Source organism: Citrobacter europaeus, from assembly GCA_020099315.1.
Taxonomy (GTDB): Bacteria; Pseudomonadota; Gammaproteobacteria; order Enterobacterales; family Enterobacteriaceae; genus Citrobacter; species Citrobacter europaeus.
Genome location: CP083650.1, coordinates 2,530,835 through 2,543,683 on the forward strand (window position 1 = coordinate 2,530,835; position 12,849 = coordinate 2,543,683).

Consider the following 12,849-nt stretch of genomic DNA (forward strand, 5'->3'; position numbering starts at 1 on the left):
TTCTGTTGTCAAATAGCCGCAAAATACAGCGTCTGAAACTTCCTCTCTGGCCACACATGCATCATTTACATGCTTATCCAGACCTGCGCGCCATGTTTCGCCGCCTGCTGATTGCCGCGCTGATTGGTATCCTTGCTGCGTTGGCCGTAGCAGGATTTCGTCATGCTATGTTTCTTCTCGAATGGTTGTTCCTGAGCAACGACACCGGGAGTCTGGTCAATGCAGCGACAAACCTTTCCCCTTTAAGACGTATGCTGACGCCTGCATTAGGGGGGCTGGCGGCAGGATTGCTGCTTTGGGGATGGCAAAAGTTCAACCGTTTACGCCCGCAGGCTCCCACTGATTATATGGAGGCCCTGCAAACCGACGGACAATTTGACGTCAGTGCAAGCCTGGTGAAATCGCTGGCCTCGTTACTGGTCGTTGCCAGCGGGAGCGCCATCGGGCGTGAAGGCGCCATGATTTTACTGGCGGCGCTTGCGGCCTCCTGCTTTGCTCAACGTTTTACCCCGCGTACAGAATGGAAGTTATGGATTGCCTGCGGCGCCGCTGCGGGTATGGCCGGAGCGTACCATGCTCCGCTGGCAGGCAGTTTATTTATTGCCGAAGTGTTGTTCGGCACGTTGATCCTGGCGTCATTGGGACCGGTGGTGGTCTCCGCCGTCGTCGCTCTGCTCACCACCAATGTGCTGAGCGACAGCAATGCGCTGCTGTATGCCGTGCACTTCACACGGGAGCTGCATGTGCTGGAATACGTCATGATCGTCAGTACGGGTCTGGCTGCCGGCGTTTGCGGACCGCTTTTTATGTGGTTAATGACCGCCAGTCATAATGTTTTTTTACGCTTTAAACTCTCGCCCCCGTGGCAACTGGCGCTTGGCGGGCTGATCGTTGGCCTGCTGTCATTACTCACACCAGCAGTCTGGGGTAATGGCTACAGCGTGGTGCAGTCATATTTACTTTCCCCACCATTGCTGGCCGTGGTGAGCGGGATCTTCATCTGCAAATTACTGGCTGTGCTTGCCAGCAGTGGATCCGGCGCGCCAGGCGGCGTGTTCACGCCAACGCTGTTTGTCGGTCTGTCGGTGGGCATGCTGCTGGGACGGGTATGGGGCTTGTGGCTTCCGGGTCCGGATGAGATTGCCATTTTGCTGGGATTAACGGGGATGGCCACGCTGCTGGCAGCAACTACGCATGCGCCAATAATGTCGACGCTGATGGTTTGTGAAATGACCGGGGAGTATCGTCTACTCCCCGGATTGCTGATTGCCTGCGTGTTGGCGTCAGTGCTGTCGCGAACGTTACGCCAGGACTCTATCTACCGACAGCACGCTGCCGAGCATTGACAGACGGATGTACTGAGACAGCTCGCGCTGCTCTGCACGAGGCAGATAAGGTAGTTCGCCGATTAACGGAGCGGGTAATTTTTTACTTAGCACATCAATGATTTCCGCATAATGCGCCAGCCCCGGGTTGATTCGGTTCGCGACCCAGCCAATCAGCGGCAGTCCGTCGCTGGCAATCGCCTGTGCGGTGAGGATGGCATGATTAATACAGCCTTCCTGGATACCCACCACCATCAGCACCGGCAGTTGTTCCTGCACCACCCACTCCGATAACGGACGCAGATCGTTCATCAGACTGCGCCAGCCTCCGGTACCTTCCACGACAACATGATCGACTTTTTCGCTGAGGCTTGCGAGACCGTTGGATAACAGAGTGTAATTGACCGGACCACTATGCGCTACGCTACTTTCGTCTTCGCTGAGCGCAATCGGGTTGACCGCTTCGTAAGGCAGTTCGATAGTGGACACGCTTTGCAGCACCAGCGCATCTTTGTTGCGCAGGCCTTCAGGTGTCTCTTTGCTTCCTTTGGCTACGGGTTTGTAACCCGCAACGCTTTTACCCCCTGACGCTAACGCTTGTAGTAATGCGCGGGAAACCACGGTCTTCCCAACAGAAGTGTCTGTACCTGTAATAAAGAAACGCTTCAGCATCACTAACTCCACCGTTATGCTTTGAAAATATAAATCAGGAAAATAAAACAGTGGAGAAAGTCTAAGGTATGATGACGAGAATCAGCTTGAGATAGCGCAATTTTTCGTACAACAGTTAAAAAATGTTAACCCTGTAATAGACGAATCAACAAAGAACCGTTATACATCGCGTCCTTAACGAGCGCGGCCCCCGCCATCGTCCCTTGATTGGTGAATTGCGTACTTTCAACGACTATATGCTGACTGTAGGCCGGGAGCGCCTGCTGACGAATGCTGTCAGCAATAGTGGGGAACAGAATATCCGACGCTTTACTGAGCGGAGAACCAATCAATATCTTTTGCGGGTTGAACAAATTCACCATGATGGCCAGAATGCGTCCGACGTGGGTCCCTACGCCGCTAATGATATCTTTCGCCAATAAATCACCCTGCATTGCCGCCAGACACAGTGCGTCTACCGTCAGCGGTTGTCCGTGTAAAGAAGAACTCATTGACTGCTTCAAGCGCACCTGCGCCAGTTCGAGCACGCTGTCGACGCTGGCGATCGTTTCCAGACACCCATGGTTACCGCAGTAGCAGCGTTTACCGTACGGATCCACCTGCGTATGGCCAATTTCCACCAGGCTACTGCTACCAGCATGCAGTAAATGACCGTCAGTGATCACCCCGGCACCCACGTTATGATCGATCACCACCTGGATGACGTCGCGCGCGCCGCGCGATGCGCCGAAAAGCGCCTCAGCCATGGTCCAGGCGCTAATGTCATGCTGAATATAGACCGGTACGCCAGTATGGTTCTCAAGCGCCTGGCCCAGCGGCATCTCTTTGACATCTTCGTAAAATGGCATGCGATGCACGATACCGTTTTCAGTATCAATAATGCCGGGTAAGGTGATGGCGATGGAGGTTAAGCGTTCCAGCTTTTGTTGGTGCCGGATGAAAAACTGGTCGACCTGAGTAATAACACGTTCCAGCAGCGGTGTTTCACTGACCAGCGCCATTTCGAGACAATCTTCTACCACCAGTTTGCTGCTCAGATCGCGCAGTGCCAGAAAGATCTCGCCGCGACTGATACGAATGGATAAATAGTGCCAGGCTTCCGTTTCAACAACCAGCCCAACAGCCGGACGCCCACGGCTGCCCGCTTCCTTGATTTCCAGCTCTTGCACCAGGTGCGCTTCGAGCATTTCGCGGACAATTTTAGTAATACTGGCTGGCGCCAGTTGCGCCAGGCGAGAGAGATCAATACGCGATACCGGACCCAGCTGATCAATCAGGCGGTAAACTGCGCCAGCATTGGTCTGCTTAATTTGATCGATATGCCCAGGCTGACTATCAGCAACCACCACTTACTCCCTTTATTTTCGCGCTCCGAAATAATCTGCGGGCTATGGTGAAGCACTTCAATGGCTTCCGTCAACTTTTTACTTAGCCTTGTGATTTACTGCACATTTTCGCTCATTTTTAAACTAAATTAATCGCCTTAACGACCGCCAGAAGCTGTTCCCGAAAGCGTTGCGCGGCGTGACTTTGCTCATGATGCTTTGGCCACACTAACCACATTTCTGAAACGGCATCTTCCTCCGCTATCGGGATCCAACACATTTCATACAATTGCACCCGTTTAAAGGAAGCGGGAAGAATGGAGACACCTAATCCTGCGGCCACCAGCCCGATGATAGTCATCGCCTCACCAACCTCCTGAGCGATAGTCGGCTTCAGTCCATAGCGACGCATCAGGCCAAGAATATCGTCATACAACCCCGTCCCTACATGGGGGTCAAAAAAGACAAATGGCTCATTGGCCAGTTCCGCCAATGTGACCACGGGCTTTTGCGCCAGCGGATGCGTACGCGGGATCATCGCCATCAGCGGCTCATGCAGAATGATTTCATGCTCCAGCGTTTCAGGAAGCTGTGTGTTGCGCAGAAGTCCCAAATCCAGCGTTCCTTCATTAAGCGGAGCAATTTGCTCGCGCGTATTCATTTCGCGGGTTTGCATATGCACTGCAGGGTAGCTTTGGCGAAACACGGATAAGGTATCTGAAACCGCTTTGATAAACGGTGCCGAAGACGTAAAACCGATACGCAATTCCCCCGCTTCTCCCAGATGAAGCCGCTCAGCCCTGGCAGCGGCTTCATTAACCAAACCGAGGATTTGCCGACTGTCCGCCAGGAACTGCTTTCCGGCAGAGGTCAGCGCCACGCTGCGATTAGTCCGCGCCAGAAGCCGGGCGCCGACCTGCTGCTCCAGGATTTGGATCTGCTGGCTAAGCGGCGGTTGCGATATATTCAGCCGCGCCGCCGCCCGACCAAAATGCAGCTCTTCGGCAACCGCTACAAAGTAACGTAAATGACGCAGTTCGATATTCATATTTTTAAGATATCATTTGAGATTATTAATATATTAGACAGAATATTGTGATTTTCATACTCTTAAGGCTAGTCCTGTAGAAGTTTTGATTGAGCAAGGATTTCAAGTGAGCCGTACAACAACTGTCGATACCGCGCCAACCAGCGATGTTGATGAACAGATAGTTACCCCGCCGGATGGTTTTATCAAACGCGGAACATCCCCATTTATGCGCGTCACTCTGGCGCTGTTTTCCGCCGGGTTGGCGACTTTTGCTCTCCTCTATTGTGTGCAACCCATACTACCAGTGCTCTCAAACGAGTTTGGAGTCTCTCCTGCCAGCAGCAGTATTTCGCTTTCCATCTCAACGGCGATGCTGGCGATCGGTTTACTGTTTACCGGTCCACTTTCCGATGCGATAGGCCGCAAGCCGGTAATGGTTACGGCGCTACTGCTCGCGTCCTGCTGTACGTTGCTTTCGACGATGATGACCAGTTGGCACGGTATTTTAATCATGCGCGCGCTGATAGGGCTTTCGCTCAGCGGCGTGGCGGCAGTGGGAATGACCTATCTGAGCGAGGAAATTCACCCCAGCTTCGTCGCCTTTTCAATGGGCTTATATATCAGCGGTAACTCAATTGGTGGTATGAGTGGTCGTTTGATCAGCGGCGTTTTTACCGACTTTTTTAACTGGCGTATCGCGCTGGCGGCGATTGGGTGTTTTGCCCTCGCCTCCGCGCTGATGTTCTGGAAAATCTTACCGGAATCACGTCATTTCAGACCAACGTCGCTACGCCCGAAAACGTTGTTTATCAACTTTCGTTTGCACTGGCGCGACAGAGGGTTGCCGCTGCTGTTTGCGGAAGGCTTTTTACTGATGGGGTCGTTTGTCACGCTGTTTAATTACATCGGCTACCGTCTGATGCTCTCTCCGTGGGAACTCAGCCAAGCGGTGGTCGGCCTGCTTTCCGTAGCGTATCTGACCGGGACCTGGAGTTCGCCGAAAGCGGGTTCTATGACTACCCGCTATGGACGTGGCCCGGTAATGCTCTTTTCAACCGGCGTAATGTTGGCTGGACTGTTGATGACTCTGTTCACTTCGCTGTGGTTGATCTTTGCCGGGATGCTGCTCTTTTCAGCCGGGTTCTTTGCCGCGCACTCTGTGGCAAGCAGTTGGATTGGACCGCGGGCAAAACGCGCTAAAGGTCAGGCGTCTTCCCTGTATCTGTTCAGCTATTATCTGGGTTCAAGCATTGCCGGTACGCTGGGCGGCGTATTCTGGCACAGCTACGGCTGGAACGGCGTGGGTGGATTTATCGCCCTGATGCTGGTGCTGGCATTGCTGGTCGGCACACGTCTGCACCATCGTCTGCACGTTTAATCTACGATGCCCGGGTTCCGGGCATCACCTTCATCAACCAGGCTGTAACGTCTGAGCCGCCATTTGCAGGGCAATAACCGTCCCGTTCATCACTATATGCAGCATAACCGGCATCAACAGCCCGTTACTTCTCAGTCTGGCGATGATCAAAACCTGCGACACAAGAAACAACATCAGCAACGTGCGCAAATCCACATACTGTGTATGCATGATGGCAAAAATGACCGATACCACCACCGACGACAGCCAGGTTTTATTATTGAACCAGTACTGGAATGCGTTGAATAAACAGCCCCTGAAAACAATTTCTTCATAAACTGGCGCAATAAATATCAGAGTCAGAGTGGATAACCACAGCGCGTAGCTGTTTAGGGATATCTGGCTGGTCACCCACGCTTCGGTTTGTCTGAGGCCCAGAATCCATGGCAGGATGAGCTGAATAAACAACAGCGCCACGAACAAAATGGTAAACCACCTGGCGTTGAAAATTCCTTTGCCCAACCCCTCTCTTTTTCTGAAGAAGAAATAATACAGCGGAACCAGCACAACAAATTCCAGCGCAAACAGCAGCGGAAAAAGTAGCCCTTTGGCAAGCAGTGTCTGGCTCGCGGGGAAAAATAACGGGGTAAACGTGAGACCAAACATCAGTAAAAACATGGAAAAACAGCCAGCAACCGCTTTGGTTCTGACGATATACAGGTTGTCGGCATCCTGTGACATACGATCTCCTTGCGCTTATCAAAGATAAGTTGATGAATTATCGATATATGATAAAAATTCTCATTATCACTGACAACCTACCAACTTTTACGCAATGGCCACGGGTTCACACGAGGATTGCGGTATAGCGCTTATCGCCAGAACATTATCGTCAGCTATTTAGTGGAGAATCCGCCAGCGGCAATGAAAAACGGAAACAGGCCCCAGCCGTGGAATTAGCCAGGCTGATATCCCCCCCATGCAGCTCGAGCATTCTACGCACAATCAGTAAACCCAGTCCGCCGCGCTCTGCCCGCTGCTCACGGGGAATTAACGCGGTCGGGCGTTGAAATAATACTTCTCGTACAGCCTCTTCTACTCCTGGCCCACTGTCCTGCACTTCTGCTAATAGGCGGTCTGCATCACGCCAGACTTTCAACCGCACCTCACCCCCATCAGGCGTATGACGGATAGCGTTATCCAGCAAATTCGTCACGACTCTTTCCATCATCGACAAATCTGCATTCACCAGCGGTAGCGGTCCCATTACCTCAAGATGCAACTGCAAATGACGCGTAGCAACAGGGAGATCAAACTTCTGCGCCACATCCTGGATCAGCTCGCCAATAGCAAATCGTTCACGCTGCGGTTTTATACCGCCATGCTCAAGCCTCGCCAGTTCAAACAGCTGTTGTGACAGATGGCGAACCTTATGTCCCTGGCGCAGCGCGATGCTAAGATAATGCCGATTTTCCTCCGGCGTCATGGTATCGGCTTTCAGCGACAGCATTTCCAGATATCCCAGCAGGGAAGTCAGCGGCGTACGTAAATCGTGCGAAATATTGGCTATAAATTCTCTGCGCTGACGATCGCTATCCGCTAATAAATCCCATTGCAGGGCAATTTTCTGCGCTAATTCGATAAACGCATTGTTCAGCAATGCTATTTCATTCGCCGGTGCCGGTTCGGGATCTTTTTGCGCCAGCTGTTTGATGACGCTAATGCTGTCTTGCTCCAGTTTAACCACCTGTCCTGTCAGTCTTTTCACCGGGTTCGTCACCCATCGCCACACCAGGAATCCAGCGATTGCGCCGGCTAATAAAACCAGTATTAACGTCCAGGCCACGGTATTCCAGAGCGTTTTTTGCCAGGCGGTATTCGCCAGCGTATTCAGGTCTTCGCCCTGCAAAATAATGTACAAATAGCCATGCAGCTCACCGTTCAATAAAACTGGCGCGGCGCTGAATACTTTTTGTTGGCTGCTGCGCGGATCGTTGCCGTATACGGGCAGTTCATCCGAATTAAGGAAAACCTGAATCGGCTGTACGCTAATTTTCTGTCGCTGAATATGCCCGGGCGGGGCGGCATCGGCGAGTATTTCACCTGACGGAGAGACCAGATACAGCTCCACGCTTGGGTTGAGCGTCATCAGGTGATTAAAAAGTCCTTTTAAGATCTGGCGATTAACCTGACCACTGGCATCAATAAGCGACTCACTTTTGACAATTTTGCTCGCCAGCTCCAGTGAAAGTCTCTGCACCATGGCGTCGCCATACTGTTTACTGCTGCGGATCTGGACAACGCTGACGGTAACAGCGCAAATCAGCATAATGGCGGTAAAGACAAGGGTCAGGCGCTGGCTTAGCGACAGGCGATAAATCATGGCTGATGCTCCGTGTTAACCGCAGCAAGCTTATAGCCCCGTCCCCAAACCGTGAGAATAATTTCCGGCTCCGCAGCATCTTTTTCAATTTTGGTCCGCAGGCGATTGATATGACTGTTCACCGTATGCTCATATCCTTCGTGCTGATAGCCCCACACCTGATCTAACAGCGCCTGACGCGAAAAGACCTCCCCTGGATGACGAGCGAAAAAATAGAGCAGATCGAATTCACGCGGCGTTAAATCAAGCGATTTACCGTGCTGGCGGACTTCCCGGGCTAATGGATCAATCTCTACGCCATGGAGGGTGATAATCCCCGCTTCCATACGCAGGTTCTGACTCATAGCCTCCTGACGGCGAAACAGTGCTTTCACTCGGGCCATCAACTCGAGCACCGAGAAAGGTTTGGCCAGATAATCATCAGCCCCCATTTCCAGTCCCAATACGCGATGAGTTTCACTGGTACGAGCGCTGATAATGATGACCGGAAGATAGAAGCTCATTTGACGGATCCGACGACAAATCTCCAGACCGTCCACGCCCGGCAGCATCAAATCGAGGATAACGGCATCCCAGACATGCTTCTCAAGTTGCTCAAGCGCTCGTGCCCCATCAGCCTCATGAATAATTTCGTACCCTTCATCCTTCAGGCTCAGTTGCAAAAGTGCGGCAATATCGCTGTCATCTTCCACCAAAAATATCTTTTTTGCGCCAGCCATCAGTGTCATCCCCCTCTCATCATGCTGAAAGCTTACCTCAGGCAAGGGGCGGAAGTTATCACAAAATTTTTAACTTTTCGTGAGGATCCTGGGATACGCAGGCGCACAGTATGTCGTTATCGACACGCCAGACATCAACAGGGAAACGTCGCTTTGTTTTCCCTACTATGAAAATAAAAAGGAAACGTTATGCTGAAAAAACGTCCACTTCGGGAAGCTGATGTTACAGCCGAGTCAGTATTTTTTATGCAACGACGACAGATCCTCAAAGCACTTGGGATAGGCGCGGCGGCGGCGTCGTTGTCTGCCCCGACACAAGCCAGTTTGTTAAATTGGTTTAAAGGCAACGATCGTCCGCCTGCACCGGCGGGCAAACCACTCGGGTTTACAAAACCCGAGCTTTGGCAAAACAGTCTGCCCCTGACGCCGGAAGACAAAGTGACGGGCTACAACAATTTCTACGAGTTTGGTCTGGATAAAGCCGATCCTGCCGCTAATGCCGGTAGCCTGAAAACCGATCCCTGGACGTTGACCATCAGCGGTGAAGTGAACAAACCGTTAACGTTGGATCATGATGCGCTGACCACTCGTTTTCCATTAGAGGAGCGTATTTACCGGATGCGTTGCGTTGAGGCATGGTCGATGGTTGTGCCATGGGTCGGTTTTCCTTTGCATAAATTATTGGCGCTGGTTGAGCCAAACAGCCACGCCAAATACGTCGCCTTTGAAACTCGCTACGCTCCTGATGAAATGCCCGGCCAGAAAGATCGCTTCATTGGTGGTGGGTTGAAATATCCCTATGTTGAAGGTCTGCGTTTGGATGAGGCTATGCACCCACTGACACTGCTGACCGTGGGCGTGTATGGCAAAGCGTTGCCGCCGCAAAACGGGGCGCCGATACGCCTGACCGTACCCTGGAAGTACGGCTTCAAGGGCATTAAATCGATAGTCAGTATTAAGCTCACGCGCGAGCAGCCGCCGACCACCTGGAATATGTCAGCGCCGAACGAATACGGTTTTTACGCCAATGTAAATCCGCAGGTCGATCACCCTCGCTGGTCTCAGGCCACAGAGCGTTTTATCGGTTCGGGTGGCATTCTCGATGTACAGCGACAGCCCACATTGCCTTTCAATGGTTATGCAGATGAGGTGGCCTCTTTATATCAGGGTATGGATCTACGGGAGTACTTTTAAGTGAGGCTAACCGCAAAACAGATAACCGGCCTGAAAGTACTGCTGCATCTCGCCGGTTTTTTACCCCTGCTGTGGCTCTTCTGGGCCACACAGCATGGCGGATTGGGGGCCGACCCGGGAAAAGATATCCAGCACTTTACAGGCATCACCGCACTGAAGTTTTTGCTGGCTACCCTGCTGGTATCACCGCTCGCACGATACGCAAAGCAGCCTTTGTTATTTCGCACCCGACGGTTGTTAGGCTTGTGGTGCTTTGCATGGGCTACGTTGCATATGCTCAGCTATGCGCTGCTGGAGTTGGGTATGCAAAATCTGGGATTGCTAGGACATGAACTGGTTTCACGCCCATGGCTAACGCTGGGCATGACGGGTTGGATTATCTTACTCCTGCTGACGCTGACCTCCACGCAAGCCGCGCAACGTAAAATGGGCAAACGCTGGCAAACGTTGCACAACTACGTCTACCTGGCCGCCATTTTGCTACCGCTGCATTACCTGTGGTCGGTAAAAGTGTTATCACCGCTCCCCATTATCTACGCCATTTGTTTTGTCGTGTTGCTGGCTTTTCGCTATAAAAAGCTGTTACGGAAAACCAGGTATAAAGGTGTGTTTATGAAAAGTGAATGAATCACGGTAAACTTCTTACTACACCTAAGCAGAACGAGAACAAAAAATGAGTAACAATGATAATTACCATCAGCTTTCTCAGACATTCAACAGGTTCACCATCCTGAAAAACTAACAGCGGCGGACAAGAAGGCATTTCGCAACCTACTTTCGGAATTCGTCGTGTCTTGAGTATGTTATCCTGAGCTTGATCAGATGAACCAGGAAAAGGATTTCATGATGAAAAGGCTCAGTTTTAGCCGCATTCTTAAGAGGTGCGGTATTATATTCTTATTATTCTTCGTTTTTTTGACGCAAATGTTCTACAGCAACGGCTTATATAAAAGCGCTATTTGGCTTGACGGGCTTTATCGGAAGCACACACAAGGCCCCTCCTCATCTGTCACCGCCTTGATGACGCCGGAAACTGTCGAAAAGAACAAATCACTTATTAAGCAAAGCATCACGAATGACGCCATTTTTATTGAGGGCGGCGAATTTACTATGGGTCCGGATAACTGTGATAATTATGCGCCAACGCTTTCTCAGTGCGCTGGAGCTCCTGTCTATCAGGTCAAGTTAAGTAATTATTCACTGTTAAAGTTTAAAATCACCAACCGTGATTTTGATACTTTTCAGGCTGATAATGATCAATTTATCAATCCGCATCATGACCGTTTTGATTCTGAACGCTGGGAGAAAATTCATCAACATGGCAATCTTCCTGCCATCCTGAATTGGAATATGGCTAATGATTATTGTCAGTGGTTAGGGAAGTTAACGGATTTGCCTGTTGCGTTACCCACCGAAGCACAGTGGGAATATGCCGCAAGAAATCGTGGTCAGTACGTTGGGTTTATGACCGACAATAATACAATAGAACCCGGAGTTAATGTTTCTTCTTTCGAAATGAGGCAAGCAATCAAGGACGGCTTTCTCACTCCTGTTGGACAATTTCCACCTTCGCCACTTGGATTATACGATCTCTCCGGCAATGGCCTCGAGTGGGTTAATGACTGGTATTCGAGAGACAAACCTGCCGGCACCGGTCCTTTCATTGACCCCAAAGGACCGGCAATAGGGTATTTAGACAGTGAAGGCCCTGCGAAAGTCTTACGCCCTTATCAACCCAATGCTGATTCATCAGGTTTTGGCGTGACTGTGCACGATCGTTATTATGCTGCCGTTTCTGCTTCTGTTGACTCCGCCAGTTCTTACACGGCCCGCTGCGTTATTAATCATTCGCAAAGGATAGCGACTCATGAGTAAAAAATATTTATGGATTTCATTTCTTATCGCCGCGTTGTTGCCATGGCTGTTATTTTCTGATGCTTTGCACGATAACGTCAGCCGACTGTTCGCCCGTGTTGGCTCAATATTTTCAACCAACGATACCAACGGCCTGGTCAGGCAAACCCAGGCCGATATGATCGAGATTAAGGGTGGCTCATTTTACTTTGGTAAGTTTGATACTGAATATGGCAAACAACGTTATGCCGAACTGCGGTTCAATTACCCTTTAGAACTGAGAGAAGTTACCATTGATAATTTTTCAATGACAAAATATCAGGTTACTTACGGGGATTATGCTATCTACACGCAAGTCAACGGCAAAGATCCTGTAGAGGTCACCGATCCAAATCAAAAAGAACTGAAAGAGGACCGTGTCCCGGTTTTACTCACCTGGCAAGAAGCGCGGGATTATTGTCACTGGTTGGGCAAAACAACTGGGAAGACAATGGATCTACCTACCGAAAAACAGTGGGAATATGCTGCCCGTAGCCGAGGCCAGTTTATTCTCTACCCCACGGACACCGGCATCGTAGAACCCGGAAAGAATGTACCATTGGAAACTGACAAAGAGCGAACAGACTATTCGGTGTTGCAATATAAACTGATGTCCGTGGGGAAGTTTCCTCCAAACCCACTTGGGCTCTATGATCTAGCCAGCAACGGAGATGAGTGGACGCGTGATATTTATCAGGAGACAGGTTATTGGGCTGATAACGATAAATATAAGAACGACAGAGTGGTACGCTCCCAGTCCATGAGTGCACACGGGGGGGCACCAACAGTTTCACGCAGTTATGACGACAAGCAAGCCAGGAACACGGCACGGTGTGTCATGGAACCTTAAGCGCGATGCAAAACAGATGACTGAATGAACAAGAAAACTAAGCGTACTGTTTTTTCTCCACAGGTAGCCTTCTTTTCTGTAGCCGCTAAGATGGGTGCATA

Annotated in this window: 12 protein-coding genes; 6 read left to right on the forward strand and 6 right to left on the reverse strand. The window is 50.8% G+C overall.

Annotated features, from left to right (window positions below; genetic code table 11):
- The first annotated feature begins 56 nt into the window (after positions 1-56).
- Positions 57-1,346, forward strand: a complete 1,290-nt coding sequence (gene clcB, locus LA337_11955; GenBank protein UBI18348.1) for a voltage-gated ClC-type chloride channel ClcB — start codon at positions 57-59, stop codon at positions 1,344-1,346.
- Here clcB and bioD read toward each other — a convergent pair.
- The 3 genes from bioD to LA337_11970 all read right to left on the reverse strand — a co-directional run bounded on the left by bioD (position 1,302) and on the right by LA337_11970 (position 4,370).
- A complete protein-coding gene (bioD, locus tag LA337_11960; GenBank protein UBI18349.1) occupies positions 1,302-1,997 on the reverse strand; it encodes a dethiobiotin synthase in 696 nt (231 codons plus the stop codon). The two genes, clcB and bioD, sit on opposite strands and share 45 nt — an antisense overlap.
- A gap of 125 nt (positions 1,998-2,122) precedes the next feature.
- Complete coding sequence (locus LA337_11965; GenBank protein UBI18350.1) at positions 2,123-3,343, reverse strand: ROK family protein; 1,221 nt, start codon at positions 3,341-3,343, stop codon at positions 2,123-2,125.
- 118 nt (positions 3,344-3,461) lie between these two features.
- Positions 3,462-4,370: a LysR family transcriptional regulator gene (locus tag LA337_11970; protein ID UBI18351.1), complete on the reverse strand. Its 909-nt coding sequence runs from the start codon at positions 4,368-4,370 to the stop codon at positions 3,462-3,464.
- 106 nt (positions 4,371-4,476) lie between these two features.
- Here LA337_11970 and LA337_11975 point away from each other — a divergent pair, with 106 nt between their 5' ends.
- Positions 4,477-5,730: an MFS transporter gene (locus LA337_11975; protein ID UBI18352.1), complete on the forward strand. Its 1,254-nt coding sequence runs from the start codon at positions 4,477-4,479 to the stop codon at positions 5,728-5,730.
- Between the two features lie 33 nt (positions 5,731-5,763).
- On the opposite strand, the gene LA337_11980 is transcribed toward LA337_11975, so the two are convergent.
- The 3 genes from LA337_11980 to LA337_11990 form a co-directional block, all read right to left on the reverse strand.
- Positions 5,764-6,450 carry a CPBP family intramembrane metalloprotease gene (locus LA337_11980; GenBank protein ID UBI18353.1) on the reverse strand — a complete coding sequence of 229 codons (687 nt, stop codon included), beginning with the start codon at positions 6,448-6,450 and terminating at the stop codon, positions 5,764-5,766.
- A 151-nt stretch (positions 6,451-6,601) separates the two neighbouring features.
- Complete coding sequence (locus LA337_11985; GenBank protein UBI18354.1) at positions 6,602-8,092, reverse strand: two-component sensor histidine kinase; 1,491 nt, start codon at positions 8,090-8,092, stop codon at positions 6,602-6,604.
- Positions 8,089-8,811 carry a response regulator transcription factor gene (locus tag LA337_11990; protein ID UBI18355.1) on the reverse strand — a complete coding sequence of 241 codons (723 nt, stop codon included), beginning with the start codon at positions 8,809-8,811 and terminating at the stop codon, positions 8,089-8,091. Before LA337_11990 ends, LA337_11985 begins: the two co-directional genes overlap by 4 nt.
- 189 nt (positions 8,812-9,000) lie before the next feature.
- On the opposite strand from LA337_11990, the gene msrP reads away from it, so the two are divergent.
- From msrP to LA337_12010, 4 genes are all read left to right on the forward strand, one after another.
- A complete protein-coding gene (gene msrP / locus LA337_11995) occupies positions 9,001-10,005 on the forward strand; it encodes a protein-methionine-sulfoxide reductase catalytic subunit MsrP (GenBank protein UBI18356.1) in 1,005 nt (334 codons plus the stop codon).
- On the forward strand, positions 10,006-10,632 hold the full coding sequence (gene msrQ / locus LA337_12000) for a protein-methionine-sulfoxide reductase heme-binding subunit MsrQ (protein ID UBI18357.1): 627 nt from the start codon (positions 10,006-10,008) through the stop codon (positions 10,630-10,632).
- 216 nt (positions 10,633-10,848) lie between these two features.
- The gene (locus LA337_12005) at positions 10,849-11,880 is read left to right on the forward strand and encodes a formylglycine-generating enzyme family protein (GenBank protein ID UBI18358.1); all 1,032 of its coding nucleotides are present in this window, start codon (positions 10,849-10,851) and stop codon (positions 11,878-11,880) included.
- Positions 11,873-12,748: a formylglycine-generating enzyme family protein gene (locus LA337_12010; GenBank protein ID UBI18359.1), complete on the forward strand. Its 876-nt coding sequence runs from the start codon at positions 11,873-11,875 to the stop codon at positions 12,746-12,748. The genes LA337_12005 and LA337_12010 overlap by 8 nt, the downstream gene beginning before the upstream one ends.
- The last annotated feature ends 101 nt before the right edge of the window (positions 12,749-12,849 follow it).